This is a genomic window from Pseudidiomarina aestuarii (assembly GCF_003987355.1).
GTDB lineage: Bacteria > Pseudomonadota > Gammaproteobacteria > Enterobacterales > Alteromonadaceae > Pseudidiomarina > Pseudidiomarina aestuarii.
Genome location: NZ_PIPR01000001.1, coordinates 67,717 through 85,464 on the forward strand (window position 1 = coordinate 67,717; position 17,748 = coordinate 85,464).

The 17,748-nt window shown below is 48.0% G+C and carries 22 protein-coding genes; 21 read left to right on the forward strand and 1 reads right to left on the reverse strand.

The annotated features are described in order from the left end of the window. Nucleotides 1-75 precede the first annotated feature (75 nt). From CWE22_RS00290 to dnaB, 12 genes are all read left to right on the forward strand, one after another. On the forward strand, nt 76-561 hold the full coding sequence (locus CWE22_RS00290; RefSeq protein WP_169929423.1) for a hypothetical protein: 486 nt from the start codon (nt 76-78) through the stop codon (nt 559-561). A 109-nt stretch (nt 562-670) separates the two neighbouring features. Further along, nucleotides 671-3,067, forward strand: coding sequence for a ribonuclease R (rnr, locus tag CWE22_RS00295; RefSeq protein ID WP_169929424.1), 2,397 nt, complete (start codon nt 671-673; stop codon nt 3,065-3,067). Next, the gene (gene rlmB / locus CWE22_RS00300) at nt 3,064-3,819 is read left to right on the forward strand and encodes a 23S rRNA (guanosine(2251)-2'-O)-methyltransferase RlmB (RefSeq protein WP_169929425.1); all 756 of its coding nucleotides are present in this window, start codon (nt 3,064-3,066) and stop codon (nt 3,817-3,819) included. Before rnr ends, rlmB begins: the two co-directional genes overlap by 4 nt. Before the next feature lie 3 nt (nt 3,820-3,822). Beyond that, nucleotides 3,823-4,314, forward strand: coding sequence for a hypothetical protein (locus CWE22_RS00305; RefSeq protein WP_169929426.1), 492 nt, complete (start codon nt 3,823-3,825; stop codon nt 4,312-4,314). Between the two features lie 129 nt (nt 4,315-4,443). Then, the gene (gene rpsF, locus CWE22_RS00310) at nt 4,444-4,815 is read left to right on the forward strand and encodes a 30S ribosomal protein S6 (protein WP_169929427.1); all 372 of its coding nucleotides are present in this window, start codon (nt 4,444-4,446) and stop codon (nt 4,813-4,815) included. Between the two features lie 21 nt (nt 4,816-4,836). Then, nucleotides 4,837-5,151, forward strand: coding sequence for a primosomal replication protein N (gene priB / locus CWE22_RS00315; protein ID WP_169930963.1), 315 nt, complete (start codon nt 4,837-4,839; stop codon nt 5,149-5,151). Nucleotides 5,152-5,161: 10 nt separating this feature from the next. Further along, nucleotides 5,162-5,389, forward strand: a complete 228-nt coding sequence (gene rpsR / locus CWE22_RS00320; protein ID WP_169929428.1) for a 30S ribosomal protein S18 — start codon at nt 5,162-5,164, stop codon at nt 5,387-5,389. A gap of 42 nt (nt 5,390-5,431) precedes the next feature. Beyond that, nucleotides 5,432-5,884 carry a 50S ribosomal protein L9 gene (rplI, locus tag CWE22_RS00325; protein WP_169929429.1) on the forward strand — a complete coding sequence of 151 codons (453 nt, stop codon included), beginning with the start codon at nt 5,432-5,434 and terminating at the stop codon, nt 5,882-5,884. 142 nt (nt 5,885-6,026) lie between these two features. After that, the gene (locus CWE22_RS00330) at nt 6,027-6,584 is read left to right on the forward strand and encodes an RNA polymerase sigma factor (RefSeq protein ID WP_244595910.1); all 558 of its coding nucleotides are present in this window, start codon (nt 6,027-6,029) and stop codon (nt 6,582-6,584) included. Beyond that, entirely contained in the window at nt 6,577-7,101 is a 525-nt protein-coding gene (locus tag CWE22_RS00335; protein ID WP_169929430.1) for a hypothetical protein, read from the forward strand. Before CWE22_RS00330 ends, CWE22_RS00335 begins: the two co-directional genes overlap by 8 nt. Nucleotides 7,102-7,113: 12 nt before the next feature. Next, nucleotides 7,114-8,064: a DUF4097 family beta strand repeat-containing protein gene (locus tag CWE22_RS00340; RefSeq protein WP_169929431.1), complete on the forward strand. Its 951-nt coding sequence runs from the start codon at nt 7,114-7,116 to the stop codon at nt 8,062-8,064. Nucleotides 8,065-8,169: 105 nt separating this feature from the next. Continuing rightward, complete coding sequence (gene dnaB, locus CWE22_RS00345; RefSeq protein WP_169929432.1) at nt 8,170-9,582, forward strand: replicative DNA helicase; 1,413 nt, start codon at nt 8,170-8,172, stop codon at nt 9,580-9,582. 10 nt (nt 9,583-9,592) lie between these two features. Here the strand turns inward: dnaB and zur are convergent, their stop codons facing one another. Then, nucleotides 9,593-10,039, reverse strand: a complete 447-nt coding sequence (gene zur, locus CWE22_RS00350) for a zinc uptake transcriptional repressor Zur (protein ID WP_169929433.1) — start codon at nt 10,037-10,039, stop codon at nt 9,593-9,595. An 85-nt stretch (nt 10,040-10,124) separates the two neighbouring features. Here zur and CWE22_RS00355 point away from each other — a divergent pair, with 85 nt between their 5' ends. The 9 genes from CWE22_RS00355 (at nt 10,125) to rplB (ending at nt 17,747) form a co-directional block, all read left to right on the forward strand. Then, a complete protein-coding gene (locus CWE22_RS00355; protein WP_169929434.1) occupies nt 10,125-11,690 on the forward strand; it encodes an amidase in 1,566 nt (521 codons plus the stop codon). Between the two features lie 94 nt (nt 11,691-11,784). Next, complete coding sequence (gene dusA / locus CWE22_RS00360; protein WP_169929435.1) at nt 11,785-12,786, forward strand: tRNA dihydrouridine(20/20a) synthase DusA; 1,002 nt, start codon at nt 11,785-11,787, stop codon at nt 12,784-12,786. Between the two features lie 204 nt (nt 12,787-12,990). After that, entirely contained in the window at nt 12,991-13,269 is a 279-nt protein-coding gene (locus CWE22_RS00365) for a hypothetical protein (RefSeq protein ID WP_169929436.1), read from the forward strand. A 225-nt stretch (nt 13,270-13,494) separates the two neighbouring features. Then, entirely contained in the window at nt 13,495-14,679 is a 1,185-nt protein-coding gene (locus CWE22_RS00370; protein WP_420821040.1) for a dipeptidase, read from the forward strand. Between the two features lie 311 nt (nt 14,680-14,990). After that, nucleotides 14,991-15,302 carry a 30S ribosomal protein S10 gene (gene rpsJ, locus CWE22_RS00375; protein ID WP_008488677.1) on the forward strand — a complete coding sequence of 104 codons (312 nt, stop codon included), beginning with the start codon at nt 14,991-14,993 and terminating at the stop codon, nt 15,300-15,302. Between the two features lie 38 nt (nt 15,303-15,340). Then, complete coding sequence (gene rplC, locus CWE22_RS00380; RefSeq protein ID WP_169929438.1) at nt 15,341-15,985, forward strand: 50S ribosomal protein L3; 645 nt, start codon at nt 15,341-15,343, stop codon at nt 15,983-15,985. 18 nt (nt 15,986-16,003) lie between these two features. Beyond that, a complete protein-coding gene (rplD, locus tag CWE22_RS00385; protein WP_169929439.1) occupies nt 16,004-16,609 on the forward strand; it encodes a 50S ribosomal protein L4 in 606 nt (201 codons plus the stop codon). After that, entirely contained in the window at nt 16,606-16,908 is a 303-nt protein-coding gene (gene rplW / locus CWE22_RS00390) for a 50S ribosomal protein L23 (protein ID WP_169929440.1), read from the forward strand. The genes rplD and rplW overlap by 4 nt, the downstream gene beginning before the upstream one ends. Before the next feature lie 14 nt (nt 16,909-16,922). Continuing rightward, a complete protein-coding gene (gene rplB, locus CWE22_RS00395; protein ID WP_169929441.1) occupies nt 16,923-17,747 on the forward strand; it encodes a 50S ribosomal protein L2 in 825 nt (274 codons plus the stop codon). The last annotated feature ends 1 nt before the right edge of the window (nt 17,748 follow it).

The window sequence follows — 17,748 nt, forward strand, 5'->3', positions numbered from 1 at the left end:
GTGAACTTCGTCTATTGTAGTTGTCAATTAATTGTTTTAATAAACAGGCTACTTTGCTTACACAAGGAAAATATCATGAAATATTCGTTGTTTGCTGCTTGCGCGTTAATGGCCGTTGCTATCAGTGCATCGGCTCATGCCAATAATGACGGAACGCCATCTAACAGTGCATCGCACAAAAATGAAGTTCGCGAATTACTGTGGTCTTCGACTGGTGGTGAATGTACGAAGAGCTGCTCAAAAGCTGAATTGGTCGGTAAATTTCATATTTTCACTCAGTTTGATGAAAACGGTAACATCGTTTATCAAGAGGTGGAAAATGTGAATGCCTGGGGAAAGGGCAAAAGCGCTGATAAAGCTGCCAATGGTGGTAACGATGGTATCAGCGCATTGAGCACCGTTACCTATCAAGAAGGCGATTATATTGTTTATGCTGATCAGTATTTCATCACTATAAACGGTGAAACTTTCCTTCGAATCGTTTATTCGTACTACACGCTTGACGGAATCTACGTGAAATCCCGTACAGCTGACGTTCGTCGATACGTTTATATTCGATAAGATAACCGATGCATTTTTGAAAACCCGAGCCTAGTCCTCGGGTTTTTTTGTATGTGAACTGAGGTTCTTTGCTATCATGTAGAGGTCTTAAGTAAATTCATGGAGCTACATGTCCAACCCAACTGATGGTATCAACACCGATCAACCCGAATATGAGGTTGAAATCCCGTCGCGAGAGGCGATTCTTGACACCATCAAAGCACGCCTAAAACCTCTCAGTTTTGATGATCTCGTTGCCAAATTTGCGCTCGATGATGAGCGACAACTTATTGGTATCAAGCGCCGTCTGCGCGCTATGGAAAGAGATGGACAACTTATCTACACCAAAGCGAATGCTTACGGCTTACCCGATCGTATGAGCCTGATCAAAGGTCGGATCATCGGACACCGAGATGGTTTTGGATTTTGCCGTCCGCATGATGGCGGCGATGATTTATTCATCCCACAACCGCAAATGTATGCCGTGTTGCATGGCGATGAAGTACTCGTTCAAGAACAGAAAAAGGATGCAAAAGGCCGTCGAGAAGGACGCGTTGTTCGCGTCTTAAAGCCTCGAGAGGGTGACATTGTTGGCCGCTATTTTGTAGATCACAACCTTGGTGTCGTAGTGCCAGACGATACCCGCATCAATCAAGATATCTTGATCCCAGATGAAAACAAAGGTGCGGCACGTCACGGACAGATAGTGGTGGTGCGAATTACCCATCGCCCGAATCGGCGTACAAGTCCAATTGGGACTATTGTTGAGGTGTTGGGCGACCATATGGCTCCCGGCATGGAAATAGAAGTCGCAATTCGCGAACATGACATTCCGGTCAATTGGACCGCGGAAACAGAAAAGTCGGTCGCGCAATTAGACGAGTCGATACCCGCAGAAGCCTATGAAGGTCGACTCGATTTGAGAGAACTTCCGCTGATTACTATCGACGGTGAAGACTCACGAGACTTCGACGATGCAGTTTATGCAGAGCCAGAACAAAAGGGATTCCGATTGTGGGTGGCCATTGCGGACGTAAGCTACTATGTTCGTCCCAATACTGCGCTTGATAAAGATGCACTAGAGCGCGGCAACTCGGTATATTTCCCCGATTTTGTCGTGCCGATGTTACCGGAGAAGCTCTCAAACGGTTTATGCTCGTTGAATCCGCATGTGGATCGTTTATGTATGGTCGCTGAAATGTTCATCAATGAGCGTGGTCAACTCGGCGAGGCTAAGTTCTATCCTGCAGTTATGAAATCTCACGCTCGATTGACCTATACCAAAGTGGCAAAAATTCTCGACGGCGATCCGCCGCTACGAGCTGAGTATGAACCAGTTTTGACGGGTATTCATAACCTTCATGCGCTCTTTAAGGTATTGAAAAAAGCACGGCAACTGCGTCACGCGATTGAGTTTGAAACCACAGAAACACGGTTTATCTTCAATGCCGAACGTAAAATTGAGGAAATACTCCCAGTTCGTAGAAATGTAGCTCACACCATCATTGAAGAATGTATGATTATGGCGAATGTCGCGACTGCGCGTTTTATTGAGAGTCACGATGACATCGCTGCACTATTTCGTGTGCATGAGACGCCACCGAATGATCGTTTGAGTGGTTTCAAAACCTTTTTGACCGACCTCGGATTGACTATGACAGGTGGTGATGAGCCGGGTCCAAAAGACTACGCAGCTATTCTCAAGCAAGTTGCTGACCGACCTGATGCGGAATTGATTCAAACGATGTTATTACGGTCCATGCAACAGGCGGTGTATAGCCCGGAAAACAAAGGGCACTTCGGTTTAGCGTTAGAGCAATACGCGCACTTCACCTCACCTATTCGGCGCTATCCAGATTTGATTTTGCATCGTGCGATCAAGGCGAAGTTAAAGCAGTTGAATGGCGCATCCAAAGCGCTTGAAGGAGCATGGTCTTACCCAGACGAACAGTTGGATGAGCTGGGTGTGCATTGCTCAATGACTGAACGCAGAGCGGACGATGCGACCCGTCAAGTCGACGAGTGGTTGAAGTGTGAATATATGCAAGATCATGTGGGTAGTGAGTTTACCGGTGTGATTGCTGCAGTGACCAACTTTGGTCTATTTGTGCGCATTGACGATATGCAAATTGATGGTCTAGTGCACATTAGTAATTTAGACAACGACTACTACCAATTCGATAGTGATCGACATTTACTGATTGGTGAAAATAGCGGCAAGGCTTATCGATTGGGTGATAAAGCACGAATTCGTGTGCGCTCGGTAAATCTAGATGAGCGGAAAATTGACTTGGATTTGTTGTCTGCTGAGACTCCGGCGGGCAATCAGCGACAAGCCAGTGACTATGCATTACCGCAACGTAAACGCATGAAGCAAGGTAAAAGTGCAGGTGGTCAAGAGCACCATCGGGGTAAAACGAGTAGTCGATCTGGATCTAAATCTGAACCTAAGTCAGGTGCTAAAAATCGTGGCAAATCGGCCGGTAAGAAAAAGCCTCGTCCTTCGAATAAAAAGCGGAAATCATGAGCAAGAAAGTAACTATTTTTGGCCTGCATGCAGTGCGGGCATTACTGCAAAACCATCCGGAACGTCTAGTCGAATTGTATGCGACCAAAGAACGTCAGGATCAACCCTTGCAGGCGTTGATCCAGCAAGCTCAACGCATGGGCACGCGGCCACAGTTTGTTCCCAAGCAAAGCTTGGACAAAAGAGCAGAAGGTGGCAACCATCAAGGTATTGTTGTGGTGTGTTTAGAAGCCCCTCAACTTACTGAAGATGATTTAGAAAAGCTGGTGACCGAGCGTGGTCGTCAGACTTTGCTGTTGGTCTTGGATAATGTGACAGATCCACACAATTTGGGCGCTTGTTTGCGCACAGCTGATGCTGCAGGAGTCACCGCTGTTGTGGTTCCCAAGGACAAGTCGGCTTCAATGACTCCAGTAGTTCGCAAAGTTGCTTCTGGAGCTGCTGAAACTATTCCACTCATTCAAGTGACAAACCTTGCTCGGACACTCCGTCAATTGCAAGATTTGCAAGTGTGGATCATTGGCACTGCCGGTGAAGCGACCGACGATCTTTACGCCGCAGACTTAAAAGGACCCGTAGCGCTCGTAATGGGTGCTGAAGGCGACGGAATGCGGAGATTGACCCGGGAAACCTGTGATCAACTGATCAAGATTCCATTACTAGGCAGTGTGAGTAGTCTAAACGTATCGGTAGCAACGGGAGTGTGTTTGTTTGAAGCCGTCCGGCAGCGACAAAGTGTGAGTGGAAACTAAGCCATGTTGTTACGGAGTTGGTTCAATTTTCGCAACGGACAATCGAAACGTTCTTGGTGGCCACTGTTGGTCACCGGCACGTTGCTGATTTTATTAGCGTTAGCATGGCTGCCAATGGGTGACTTGCTACCTGAGCAGCGTAGTAACAAACCACAATTGGTTGTCAACTATCTGAGTTTAGCAACCGACCCCCGTTTTAGTGAGTTGCAGACCGAATTAAATCAACGCTTGCAGTCTCGCCATGAGTGGCGATTGCGCGAGGTATCGACAGACTATGCTTGGCAGGTGAGCATTGGTTTTGAGACCACTGTTGACACAACCGTGTTAATCGCCGAGTTGCGCGCACCTGCCAACTTGGAGGTAGCGGCTGGCCGGGAAATTCAGCGAATTCGAGTACAAGCTCCGAACGAAGCTGCGCTGGTTTTGCCGGAGCAGTTGGTGAAAGTGTTAACTGAAAAGGTCGAAACCGGCGAAAACCAAGCAAACGACTTGTGATATAGCCAGAAATCCGCTACACTCCCGCCGCTTAAATCAGTCTCTCGAAGTTTATTTAAAAACAAGCGTTCCTTGCTGCTGCCGGTGCGACTGAGCCAATACAGTAGCTATGAACCATAAGGAGCAGAAATGCGTCATTATGAAATCGTATTCATGGTCCATCCGGACCAGAGCGAGCAAGTACCTGGCATGATCGAGCGTTACAGCGAGACCATCAAAGCAGGTAACGGTACTATTCATCGTCTAGAAGACTGGGGCCGTCGTCAATTGGCTTACCCAATCAACAAGTTGCATAAAGCACACTATGTGTTGATGAACATCGAAGCGTCGTCTGATGTTGTTGACGAGCTGGAAACAGCATTCCGATACAATGATGCGGTATTGCGCAACATGATTATGCGTAAGAAAGAAGCGGAAACTGAAGTCTCGCACCAAATGGGCAAGAAAGATGACCGTCGTTCAGACCGTAACGAAGAGCAGGACGATAACGAAGCGGCATAAGCCGTGACGTCGCGTTCATCGATTGTGGAGCTAAGCTTCAATCAACTGGAACTCAGTGGCGTGCTTACCAAGCCACCCCAATTGACCAAAAGCCCGGCTGGCATATACCACTTAAGGTTCGTAGTTGAGCATCGCTCAGAACAGGTGGAGGCCAATTTACCACGCCGCAGTTATGTTAGATTGCAGGTTGTGTTAAGTGGTCAAGATGCACCGCAGTGGAGCAAAGAATTAAACGTTGGACAGGCAGTAACGGTTCGCGGTTTTTTGAATCGAGAAGAAGATAAAAACGGAATTGGCAAATTAGTACTGCACGCCCAGCAACTTGTTTTGATTTGAGGAGACCATCATGGCTCGTTTTTTCCGTCGCCGTAAATTTTGCCGCTTTAAGGCAGAAGGCGTAAAAGAGATTGATTACAAAGATATCGTTACTCTCAAGAACTACATCACTGAGAGTGGCAAAATCGTTCCTAGCCGCATCACTGGCACTTCTGCGAAGTACCAGCGTCAGTTGGCGCGTGCCATCAAACGTGCACGTTACTTGTCTTTACTGCCTTATACTGATTCACATCAGTAAGCCAGTAAACGAACGATCTGACTAGATTTGAGGTAGCGAACAATGGAAATTATTCTATTAGACAAAGTAGCCAACTTAGGCGGCTTGGGTGACCAAGTTGCAGTGAAGTCTGGTTATGCACGTAACTTTTTATTCCCACAGGGCAAAGCTGTTCCAGCAACGCAAGCAAACATCAAGGTGTTTGAAGAGCGTCGCGCTGAATTAGAAGCGAAAATCGCTGCTGATTTGGCTGCTGCTGAAGAACGCGCTGCGCAAGTTAACGCGTTGGAAGCAGTTGTGATTTCTTCTAAAGCGGGTGACGAAGGTAAATTGTTTGGTTCAATCGGTACTCGTGACATCGCTGATGCGATCACCGCAGCTGGTGTAGCTGTGAAGAAAAGCGAAGTCTTGTTGCCAAACGGTACCCTCCGCGATGTGGGCGAGTATGATATCGAACTGCATTTGCATGCGGATGTATTTGCAACTGTAAAGTTGCAAGTAGTTGCTGCAGATTAAGTTTCTTAATCATCGTAAAAAAAGCTGCTCTCGAGCAGCTTTTTTTTTGGATTTTTTCAGTGCTTGATAAACCTTTTCAGCATAGCCTTACACTAATTAAGCAGAAACCAATAAAGCTGTAGTACAAAAATAAGGAAGATCGGTGACAGCACAAGTCATTACAGCTCATGCATTTAACGACCCAGATGTGCACCTCGTTGAGAGGGCCAGTGACGGCGATATGCAAGCGTTCCAAGCACTCTTTGAGAGGCACCATCGTCGCGTCTATGGATTAGTGTTGCGGTTAGCGGGAAATATTGATGTAGCACAAGATCTAACGCAGGAAGTGTTCATTCAGTTGTGGAGCGCACTGAAATCATTTCGCGGCGAGAGTAAGTTCAGCACGTGGCTGCATACCGTTGCGACCCGAGTCGCCATCTCGGAATTGCGCAAACAGAAACGCTGGTTTGCGCGTTTACATACAGCTGGAGATGACGACTACGATCATCATTTAGTACACGAAGACAGTGCTGACTTGAGCGAGCTTGACCGTTTGATACAAAAGTTACCACCACAAACTCGTTGGGTATTCGTATTGCACTGTATTGAAGGTTTACGACATGAGGAAGTTAGTCAGGAGCTTGGTATTGCAGTTGGCACTAGTAAAGCTCAGGTACACAGAGCTCGTACGTTGTTAGAGGAGTGGTTGAGTCATGAGTGAATCAACGAAAACGAATGCACGAAAACGTCTTGATGATTTGATCTTGGACGCGACCCAAACACCGGAACGTTATGAGCCACCGCAAAATTTATGGCGTGGTATTGAACATGGCTTGACGCGTCAGCAGCAACGTTCTCCGGTCTGGCTTCGTTACGTTTGGGCGAGTGCTGCGGTCATGGTTGTTGCAATCAGTGCGATGACATTGCAGTGGGTACCGACTCAATCAAATGATGAAGTTCCAGAAATTATGCGGTTGATTACAGCAGTCAATCAGCACCATGAATCACAACGAAACCTATTGTTGACGAGTATCCAAAGCTCGGGTGTGACGGCTGGGGAACTCAGCAGTCAAACCGAACTGGAGCAACTGCGCCAAGCAGCAGCCCAGGTTACTCAGCAGCTCATGGACGATCCGAACAATCAATCATTGTGGCAGTTGCTGCAATGGCTACATCAACAAGAACTGGAATTATTAAAAGCGAACTTTGCGCCACGTCAAAACTGGCAACAAGCTTAAGGAGTACGAACGATGAAATGGTTAAAACTCATTACTGTAGTTGGTCTAGTCACAGTTGCTCAGTTTGCAACGAAGGTTGCGGCGAAAGAAGTAGATCAGACATTATCGGTTGAGCCTGGTGTCCAAGTGTTTGTCGATAATATGCGTGGGCATGTCAAGGTTCTCGGGTGGGGGCAGTCCTCCGCATCAATATCCGGGACCATTGATGAGGAAGCGACGGACTTCATTTTTGAAAAACGCGGCAATGCTCTGATTGTTGAGGTCAAAATGCCCCGCAATAAGCGCTATTACAATGACAATGGATCGGACTTGGTATTACGCATTCCGTATGAATCTATGGTTGATGTCAGCGGTATTTCCTCAGACTTTACGGTTAAAGATATTCGTCAGGGTACTCGCGTCACCACAATTAGTGGCGATATTGATGCCAATAGCTTGGATCAGAATGTCCGTTTAAAGACTACCAGTGGCGATGTATCTGGGCGTAAATTAAATGGCGATGTTGAATTGGTATCGGTAAGTGGTGATGTGAATGACGCCGATGGAGATCAACAACGCGGCGTATTCCAATCCACGAGCGGTGATGTCGCTGTGGTCACCAACGCCAGTGAGGTTCGCGCTGAGTCAATCTCGGGTGATGTAAACTTAACTACAGAGCGTGCTAATGACGTGACAGCGACTTCGGTCAGCGGTGATGTGAGTGTACGAGTTGAGCTGAACGATAATGGGCGTTTGCGCGGCAATACAGTGAGCGGCGATATGGCGATTACATTTAAGGGTACCCCGAACTTTCGACTCGATGCTGAAGCGAGCGCTAGCGGTGATATTACCAATCGTTTGACCGATGATGAGCCACGTCGTCCAAAGTATGGGCCTGGCGCAAGTTTGACGATGACCGTAGGTAATGGTTCCGGCAATGTTAAACTGAACTCGGTCAGCGGCAATATCGTTATTCGAAATTAAATACCTCTGCAAAAAGCGGGTTGCCTGACGCAATCCGCTTTCTTCATTCTGCTAGTTTTTGTATAGTCTCCCTCTAGCTAAAATTATTCGAGCAGCGGGACAAGCATGGCCACTTCGCGCACCAAGGAAAAACCGCGCAATGACGCGAAATTAGATGCGATCAAAACGCCTCCACACTCTATTGAAGCCGAGCAATCCGTATTGGGTGGACTCATGCTCGACAACAATGCATGGGATACTATTGCTGGTGAACTTATTGCGGATGATTTTTATCATCGTGGGCATAAGCTGATTTTTACCGCAATGCATCGTCTTGCCGATCGCACACAACCCATTGACTTGGTCACTGTATCTGAATCTCTGGAATTATCTGGTGAGTTACAAGATGTCGGTGGTTTCGCTTATCTGGGTGAGATTGCAAAAAATACACCGAGTGCAGCCAATATTCGGGCATATGCTCAAATTGTTCGTGAGCGAGCCGTTATTCGGGAAATGATTGCTGCTGCCAATGAAATTGCAGAGTCAGGTTTTGATACGCAAAATCGAACCTCAAGCGAGCTGCTCGATATCGCCGAAAGTAAAGTTTTCAAAATTGCGGAAAAGCGCACCAGCGCAACAGATGGGCCGCAGCCAATCACGCCGATACTAGAGCGAACCATCAACCGTATTGATGAGCTTAGTCGAAGTAAGAACCACAATGGTGTGACCGGGGTCTCAACAGGGTTTTATGATCTCGACCAAATGACAGCAGGTTTACAGCCATCTGACTTGATCATCGTTGCGGCTCGTCCGTCGATGGGGAAGACGACCTTTGCAATGAACTTGTGTGAGAATGTTGCTATGCGCAATGACAAGCCGGTTCTGGTCTTTAGTTTGGAAATGCCGTCAGAACAAATCATGATGAGGATGTTGGCATCACTGAGTCATGTTGACCAAACGCGTATTCGAACGGGGCGATTGCAAGACGAAGAATGGACGCGGATTGCTTCGACTATCAATATCCTCAAAGAACGCAATAACATGTTTATTGATGACTCGTCAGGACTGACACCCACCGAACTGCGCTCGCGAGCGCGTCGAGTATTTCGTGAGTCAGGTGGGCTATCGATGATTATGGTCGATTATTTGCAGCTCATGACGGTGCCAGGTATGTCTGAGAATCGGACGTTAGAGATTGGCGAGATTTCACGGTCGTTAAAAGCACTCGCTAAAGAATTGCAGGTACCTGTGGTTGCATTGTCGCAGCTGAATCGATCATTGGAGCAACGGACGAACAAGCGTCCCGTGAACTCTGACCTTCGGGAGTCTGGATCCATTGAGCAAGATGCTGACGTCATTATGTTTATCTATCGAGATGAGGTCTATCATCCTGAGTCGGAGAACAAAGGGCTGGCAGAGGTAATCATTGGGAAACAGCGGAACGGGCCGATAGGTGCGGTGGACCTGAAATTCCAGGGGCATTTATCGCGGTTTGAAAATTTAGCGCGACGGGAACCAGACGAGCACTCGCGTCACTGAGTTGAGTGAATTAGCTTGCGTTGCAATCTTGGCACAACCCATGTGCCTCGATGGTCTGCGTTGCAACGCGAAAACCTTGCCCTTCAGCTTGTTTGCGTAGCGCATCATAAACCCCATCTGATTGAATCTCTTGGACGTTACCACAGGATTCACAAATGAGCATTTGTACTGGATGTTGATGGTCAAAATGGCTACATAGAACGTAGCTGTTTGATGAAGTGATTTTGTGGACGAAACCTTGTTCTTGCAAAAAGTCCAGCGCACGGTAAATAGTTGGTGGTTTAGCGTTAGGAACGGCTGCTCGGAGCTTATCGAGCAGATCATACGCGCCAACTGCGCCAGACTCGCCAGCTAGGATCTCGAACACTTCACGGCGCGCCGGAGTAAGTCGAGCACCGCGTTGTTCGCATATTTTTTCGGCTTTGGTGATAAGCCGCAGGGTTTCTTTTGAAGTCATAGCGCAAGTTTACCACGGGGTTTACGACTGGGATAGACTCAGTCGTTCAGCTTTTCTCGATTCATCTTCTAGAGAGAGAATAATAATGAAGAAGTGGTTTGTAGGATACCTATTCGCCTTGCTGATGAGTATCGGCGCGGTCGTACATTCAGCCGTTGCGGCCGAACTCGATTTACAGGAATTTAGTGTTGATCAATTACAAGAAGGCATGGCTAACGGCGACTTCACTAGCGTGGACGTGGTGAACTTCTATTTAGCGCGAATCTATCAGCACAACCAAGACGGTGCTGATTTGCGCGCGGTGAACACGCTGCTGGACAGTGAAACACTGCATCAAATAGCTGAAACGCTCGATGCCGAGCGCTCTGCAGGTAATGTTCGCGGACCCTTACATGGCATTCCGGTGCTTCTGAAAGACAACATCGATACGGCAGACGGGATGCCGAATACCGGTGGCTCGTGGTTACTTAGAGAGCATTTTGCACCGGATGATGCCTTTATTGTGCAGCGTCTTCGTGCTGCGGGTGCCATCATTATGGGTAAAGCTAATTTGAGTGAGTGGGCGAATTTTCGCTCCACGTCATCGGCTTCGGGTTGGAGTAGCTTTGGTGGTCAGGTCAAGAATCCGTTCGATACCTCGCGCACAGCTTGTGGCTCAAGCTCGGGCTCTGCAGCAGCCGTGAGCGCGAACTTTGTTGCGCTTGCGGTCGGTACTGAAACGGACGGTTCATTGACTTGTCCAGCGACGATTAACGGGGTTGTTACCATCAAGCCAACCGTTGGACTCCTGAGTCGTGACGGGATTATTCCGATTTCGTCGAGTCAAGATACTGCTGGCCCGCTGACGCGAACCGTTCGTGATGCTGTGTATCTATTGAACGCCATGACTGGACAGGATAGTGCTGATGCTGCCAGCTTCGATGCAGCAGTCGATTTCACGGCACATTTAAAAGCGGATGGTTTACGCGGCAAGCGTATAGGTATCGTCCGTGAGCTGGCCGGCTATCATGCGGGTGTTGATGCGTTGTTTGAACAGCAACTTGCCGTATTGCAGGAAGCAGGTGCGGAATTAGTCGATGAGCTCTCATTCCCAAATGGTCGCAACTGGGGTGGGGATGAATTCACGGTTTTGTTGCACGAGTTCAAAGCCGATATGCAAGCGTATTTTGAGGCAAGCCCTCACCCTGATTACGCATCCTTAAGCGACCTGATTGCAGCGAACCAAGCACATGCGAGTCGAGTGATGCCGTGGTTTGGTCAAGAGTTATTCGAGATGGCAGAGCAACGCACAGCTGAACAACAAGAAGCCTACGAGCAAGCTCGGGCTGACGCGAAACGTAAAGCAGGCACCGAGGGTATCGATGCGCTATTAGAAGCGCATGATCTTGATTTGTTGATTGCTCCGACAGGTGGACCGGCCTGGAAAATTGACTTGATTACTGGCGACCACTTTCTCGGGTCCGCGAGCGGAGCCGCGGCGGTTGCAGGATACCCACACATCAGTGTGCCTATGGGCTTTGTGCATCATTTACCGATTGGTTTGAGTTTCTTTGGGACAGCAAAGAGTGAACCGATACTGATTGAAGCCGCATACGACTTCGAGCAGCGTACTAAAGCACGTCGCGCGCCAAAGTTGACTGCGCCACTCTAGGAAAGCTTACGCAATAAAACTGGTATTGAGTAATGGGGCTGGTATCATACGCAGCCCCAAATTATGTGGTTTGAGTTAGGTTAAACAGAGAGTCATGAGTCAATTAATTGCTGTAGCACCGATGCTGGATTGGACTGATCGGCACTGTCGCTACTTTCATAGACAATTTTCTCAACACACCGTTCTATACACTGAAATGGTGACCACGGGAGCGATTCTATTTGGCCAACAAGATCACCTTGGGTTTAACGATGCCGAACAGCCTGTAGTTTTACAGCTTGGTGGTAGTGACCCAATAGCGATGGCTGAATGTACCGCTATCGCTTCAGAGCGCGGCTATCATGAAGTAAATATCAATGTTGGGTGTCCGTCTGAGCGCGTTCAAAATGGCAGCTTCGGCGCGTGTTTGATGACAACGCCTGAGACTATCGCTGAGTGTGTGGAAGCAATGCGGAAGTCTGCGCCTACGGCGCGTATCTCGGTGAAAACTCGATTGGGTATTGATGACCAAGATAGTGATGAGTTCTTGCAGCGCTTTATGGAACCTGTAATGGCGGCCGGCTGCCAACACTTTACGTTACATGCGCGGACCGCTTGGTTGAAGGGTCTCAGTCCAAAGCAGAATCGGGAAATTCCGCCGCTGCAGTATGATCGTGTCTACCGTATGAAAGAGCGCTATCCACAGCTCCACATCAGTATCAATGGTGGTATTAAAACTGCAGAAGCGATTGCTGAACATCTGCAGCGCGTTGATGGTGTTATGGTTGGTCGTGAGGCCTATCAAAATCCTGAGTTGATTGGCTCGTTTGACGGCATACTCGGCTATGACACCCATGTGCCCTCTACCGAACAGGTGCTGGTGGCAATGATTCCCTATATCGATAGTCATGTTCAGGCCGGTGGACGAGTCTGGCATGTGGTTCGGCATATGTTAGGTCTGTTCAACGGCCAACCGGGCGCGAAGCGTTGGCGGCAAGTCATGAGTCAACAAGGACCAACCGCGCAATCTGCGGCAGAGTTATTTGAATTCGCGCTCAAAGAAGTGGCTGCAGCGCGCGAAAAATTTCACCAAAAAGTAGCGGAATACGCCAACTAACTATTCTGTGATGTCTCTCCGTTTCACCATCCTTGTAACCATCTTAGTCTCTGCTTTATCAGCAGGTAAAAATAAATATCAATAAAAACATATATTTAAATACAAAACATAAAAGTTGGCACAACCTTTGCTCTGTTCTTATCGACTTAACCAGTATTCACAGCCGTAACGTGAAGTATCAAAACCTCGATAAGGAAAACGAAAATGAACACCATGTTAAAAGTAGCGGTTGCAGCAGTTGTTTTGAGCGCATCTAGTAGTGCATTGGCAAACAATGACAAGTCGTCACTGGAATTGAACTTAGGTGCAATGTTTAGCGCGCAAGTTGAGAGCATTCAAGTAGAGCTGGTGAATGCAACCAAATCTGCACTTGAAGCGACTGTAAATGATTGGAAACTTGCTTTTGCTGACGAAGAACAAGAACCTGCCGTCACCGTAGCAGCAGTGACCACTGACACTAAAGCGAAAGCTGCAGACGAGTAAGAGTGGAGGTTCCAAGGATGTTATTACAACCTATGTTCCTCACGCTGATGATGATCGCACCCGTAGTTGGTACGGTGGTAGCGGGTGCGGTAGTCATCGCGTCCAGTGCGGTAAGCTCACACAAATCAGGGTGATCACCGATCCCAGTTGTGCTAGTCTGCAACTCTTCAAAAGTGACTCAATTGAGTCGACAACAAGAGGAAGTTGCCGGTGAAACAGCATGTACTGATTGGCTTGGTGAGCGCCCTAACTTTAAGCGCTTCAGCAGTAGCACAAACCTATCAAGCAAGTGATAAAGCAGTTCAGCTTGCGCAAGATAATCTCATTATTGATACCCACATCGACGTTCCTTATCGACTCGAAAAAGATTGGGAAGATGTCACGGTAGCCACCCAACGTGGTGACTTTGACTATCCACGAGCAGTTGTTGGTGGTCTCAATGTGCCTTTCATGTCCATTTATATCCCAGCAAACCTCGAACGTACCGAAGGCGCCAGCTACCAGCTAGCGCACAAATTGATTGATAGCATGGAAGCACTTGCCTATCGCGCTCCTGACAAATTCGATATTGCTTACAGTGTTGCTGATGTCGAAGAGCAGTATGAGCGCGGCGTTATTTCGATTGCGATGGGAATGGAAAACGGTTCGCCAATTGAAGGCGACTTGGCAAACTTACAAACTTTTTATGAGCGCGGCATTCGTTACATCACGTTGGCGCATTCTGAATCAAATCATATTGCCGACTCTTCCTACGATATTCGTAAACAATGGAATGGATTAAGCCCATTTGGTGTTGAGCTCGTTGAAGCAATGAATAATACCGGCGTGATGGTCGATATTTCGCATGTGTCTGACGAGGCATTTTGGCAAACACTTGAAGTCACGAAAGTCCCCGTTATTGCTTCACACTCATCGCTGCGTCGATATACCCCAGGCTTTGAACGCAATATGAGCGACGATATGATTAAAGCACTCGCCGATAACGGTGGTGTCATCATGATCAACTACGGTAGCGCTTTCGTGACACAGCAAGCCAACCGTTACAACGCAATGATTGCGAAGCAAGCTGAGGCGATTCGTGAAGAGCTCGGCGCTGATTCTGAAGAAGCCCAAGCACGTATTGAAAAATTACGCAGTAGCAATCCATACCCATTCGCGACGTTAGAGCAAGTGCTCGATCATATCGACCATGTGGTCGACTTGGTGGGTATTGACTATGTTGGTATTGGTTCTGACTATGACGGCGTCGGTGATTCGTTGCCAGTCGGACTCAAAGATGTCGCGAGCTATCCGAACCTGATTCAAGGCTTACTTGACCGCGGTTACTCGGACGCTGATATCAAGAAAATCCTGAACGAAAACTTACTTCGCGTATGGCGCGAGGTAGAGGCGTACGCCGCCAACAACTAGCCCAAAACAGCGCAATTGGTTACTAGCTACTCGCTACTTGAACTACCTCGATCGGTGTGTGCGAATAGCAAGTAGCTAGTAACCAAGAGCGCCTTGTCATTTCGGTGTTGCTTTTCCCCTTCAAAAGCGTATAATTCGCGACCACAGTTGGAAACCCCTCGGGGATTTTGCTGACTGTATTTAGGTTGCCACAGCAGTCCCGATAGGGGATTGAATGTATTTTCGTTGAAAATACCTCACCCGGTATGTGCCAGGGTGGCGGTTTTTTTCTGTGCTCTTTTTTAAATGCTCTTTATATTGAGGCTATTTACATGGCTAATCAAAGAATTCGGATTCGCTTGAAAGCGTTCGATCACCGTCTGATTGACCAGTCAACAGCAGAAATCGTTGAAACTGCTAAACGCACTGGTGCTCAGGTACGTGGTCCAATCCCACTGCCTACGCGCAAAGAACGTTTTACTGTGTTGATTTCACCACACGTAAATAAAGATGCGCGTGACCAGTACGAAATCCGTACCCACAAGCGTTTGATTGACATCATGGACCCAACTGACAAGACCGTTGACGCTTTAATGCGTTTGGACCTGGCAGCTGGCGTTGATGTACAAATCAGCCTGGGTTAAGCGGGCAGTAATAGGATTACACACGAGAGGTTTTAACAATGGCTATTGGTCTAGTCGGTCGTAAAGTAGGAATGACTCGCGTCTTCCAAGAAGACGGCGCTTCTGTACCTGTTACTGTGATCGAAGTGACAGCAAACCGTGTGACTCAGGTTAAATCTGAGGACACCGACGGCTATCGTGCGCTTCAAGTTACAACAGGTGAGAAAAAAGCAAACCGCGTTACTAAACCACTTGCGGGTCACTATGCGAAAGCTGGTGTCGAAGCAGGTCGCGGACTCTGGGAATTCCGCCTAGAGAACGGTGAAGGTGAAGATTACGCAGTAGGTTCTGAAATCACTGTCGAAATATTTGCAGACACCAAAAAAGTTGACGTTACCGGCACCTCTAAAGGTAAAGGTTTCCAAGGTGCTGTTAAGCGCTGGAATTTCCGTACTCAAGACGCTACTCATGGTAACTCGTTGTCGCATCGCGCGCCGGGTTCTATCGGTCAGAACCAGTCTCCGGGTCGGGTATTCAAAGGCAAGAAAATGGCAGGCCAAATGGGTAACAAGCAAATTACCGTGCAAACTCTAGATGTTGTACGTGTAGACGCTGAGCGTGGCTTGTTATTGGTTCGTGGCGCTGTCCCTGGTGCTACTGGCGGTGATGTCATCATCAAGCCAGCAGTCAAGGCTAAGGCGTAACGTCCGAGGAGAATGGTGATGGAATTAACATTTAAAGACGCAAAAGGCGCTCTTGAAGTTTCCGAAGCAACCTTTGGACGCGAGTTCAACGAAGCTTTGGTACATCAGGTAGTTGTTGCCTATGCAGCGGGTGCTCGTCAGGGCTCCAAAGCACAGAAAACGCGTTCTGAAGTATCTGGCGGTGGCAAAAAGCCATGGCGCCAAAAAGGTACTGGCCGTGCTCGTGCAGGTACTATCCGTAGCCCAATCTGGCGCTCTGGTGGTACTACGTTTGCAGCAAAACCACGTAGCCACGACCAAAAAGTAAACAAAAAAATGTACCGCGGTGCTTTGAAAAGCATTTTGTCAGAACTGGTTCGTCAGGACCGTCTGATTGTGGTCGAAAACTTTGGTGTTGATTCACCAAAGACTAAGCAATTAGCTGCCAAGTTAAAAGCAATGGATTTGAGTGACGTATTGATCGTGACGAAAGAAGTTGAAGAGAACTTGTTCTTAGCGTCACGCAACTTGCATAAAGTTGATGTACGTGATGTTCAAGGCGTTGATCCAGTGAGCCTGATTGCTTTTGAAAAAGTATTGATGACTGCTGAAGCAGTGAAGCAGCTTGAGGAGGTATTGTCATGATGCGCGAAGAACGTTTACTTCAAGTAATCTTGGCTCCTCACGTTTCTGAGAAGTCGACTATGACTGCAGAGACTGCGAATACTGTGGTATTCAAAGTTGCTACGAACGCTACCAAAACTGAAATCAAAGCAGCTGTTGAGAAGTTGTTTGAAGTTGAAGTTGAAGGTGTTCGCACTGTCAACGTAAAAGGCAAAACCAAACGTACAGGCATGCGCTTCGGTAAGCGTAGTGACTGGAAGAAAGCGTATGTCACCCTGAAAGAAGGTGCGGACATCGACTTCGTCGGCGGCGCTGAGTAACAGGAGGAATTCACATGGCATTAGTTAAGTGTAAGCCTACGTCACCAGGTCGTCGTCACCTCGTTAAAGTGGTAAACGAAGATCTGTACAAAGGTAAGCCTTACGCCCCGTTGTTGGATAAAAACAACAAGAAAGGCGGACGTAACAATAATGGTCGTATCACGGTACGTCACATCGGTGGTGGTCATAAGCAACACTATCGCATGATTGACTTCAAGCGTGATAAAGACGGTATCCCAGCAAAAGTTGAGCGTTTGGAATATGATCCAAACCGTTCTGCAAACATCGCTTTGGTGTTGTATGCAGATGGTGAGCGTCGTTACATCCTAGCTCCTAAGAATCTGAAAGCTGGTGATAAAGTTCAATCGGGTGCTGATGCACCTATCAAAGCGGGTAACACTTTGCCACTGCGTAATATTCCAGTAGGTTCGGTTGTGCACGCAATTGAAATGAAGCCTGGCAAAGGCGCTCAGATGGCTCGTTCAGCTGGTGCTTCAGTACAGGTTTTGGCTCGCGATGGCGCGTACGTGACCTTACGTCTGCGTTCTGGTGAAGTTCGCCGGATCCAGTCAGAGTGTCGTGCAACCATCGGTGAAGTCGGCAACGCAGAACACATGCTGCGTCAATTGGGTAAAGCTGGTGCAACGCGCTGGCGTGGTGTTCGTCCTACCGTTCGCGGTGTGGCGATGAACCCAGTTGATCACCCACACGGTGGTGGTGAAGGTCGTACTTCAGGTGGTCGTCATCCGGTTACTCCATGGGGTACACCGACGAAGGGTTATAAGACCCGTAAAAACAAGCGTACCGATAAGTTCATCGTACGTCGTCGCAACAAATAAG

What these genes read in the sequence shown, in the direction of transcription:
- CWE22_RS00290 (WP_169929423.1), top strand. Translation starts at nt 76, where the DNA reads ATGAAATATTCGTTGTTTGCTGCTTGCGCGTTAATGGCCGTTGCTATC.
- rnr (WP_169929424.1), top strand. Translation starts at nt 671, where the DNA reads ATGTCCAACCCAACTGATGGTATCAACACCGATCAACCCGAATATGAG.
- rlmB (WP_169929425.1), top strand. Translation starts at nt 3,064, where the DNA reads ATGAGCAAGAAAGTAACTATTTTTGGCCTGCATGCAGTGCGGGCATTA.
- CWE22_RS00305 (WP_169929426.1), top strand. Translation starts at nt 3,823, where the DNA reads ATGTTGTTACGGAGTTGGTTCAATTTTCGCAACGGACAATCGAAACGT.
- rpsF (WP_169929427.1), top strand. Translation starts at nt 4,444, where the DNA reads ATGCGTCATTATGAAATCGTATTCATGGTCCATCCGGACCAGAGCGAG.
- rpsR (WP_169929428.1), top strand. Translation starts at nt 5,162, where the DNA reads ATGGCTCGTTTTTTCCGTCGCCGTAAATTTTGCCGCTTTAAGGCAGAA.
- rplI (WP_169929429.1), top strand. Translation starts at nt 5,432, where the DNA reads ATGGAAATTATTCTATTAGACAAAGTAGCCAACTTAGGCGGCTTGGGT.
- CWE22_RS00335 (WP_169929430.1), top strand. Translation starts at nt 6,577, where the DNA reads ATGAGTGAATCAACGAAAACGAATGCACGAAAACGTCTTGATGATTTG.
- CWE22_RS00340 (WP_169929431.1), top strand. Translation starts at nt 7,114, where the DNA reads ATGAAATGGTTAAAACTCATTACTGTAGTTGGTCTAGTCACAGTTGCT.
- dnaB (WP_169929432.1), top strand. Translation starts at nt 8,170, where the DNA reads ATGGCCACTTCGCGCACCAAGGAAAAACCGCGCAATGACGCGAAATTA.
- zur (WP_169929433.1), bottom strand. Translation starts at nt 10,039, where the DNA reads ATGACTTCAAAAGAAACCCTGCGGCTTATCACCAAAGCCGAAAAAATA.
- CWE22_RS00355 (WP_169929434.1), top strand. Translation starts at nt 10,125, where the DNA reads ATGAAGAAGTGGTTTGTAGGATACCTATTCGCCTTGCTGATGAGTATC.
- dusA (WP_169929435.1), top strand. Translation starts at nt 11,785, where the DNA reads ATGAGTCAATTAATTGCTGTAGCACCGATGCTGGATTGGACTGATCGG.
- CWE22_RS00365 (WP_169929436.1), top strand. Translation starts at nt 12,991, where the DNA reads ATGAACACCATGTTAAAAGTAGCGGTTGCAGCAGTTGTTTTGAGCGCA.
- rpsJ (WP_008488677.1), top strand. Translation starts at nt 14,991, where the DNA reads ATGGCTAATCAAAGAATTCGGATTCGCTTGAAAGCGTTCGATCACCGT.
- rplC (WP_169929438.1), top strand. Translation starts at nt 15,341, where the DNA reads ATGGCTATTGGTCTAGTCGGTCGTAAAGTAGGAATGACTCGCGTCTTC.
- rplD (WP_169929439.1), top strand. Translation starts at nt 16,004, where the DNA reads ATGGAATTAACATTTAAAGACGCAAAAGGCGCTCTTGAAGTTTCCGAA.
- rplW (WP_169929440.1), top strand. Translation starts at nt 16,606, where the DNA reads ATGATGCGCGAAGAACGTTTACTTCAAGTAATCTTGGCTCCTCACGTT.
- rplB (WP_169929441.1), top strand. Translation starts at nt 16,923, where the DNA reads ATGGCATTAGTTAAGTGTAAGCCTACGTCACCAGGTCGTCGTCACCTC.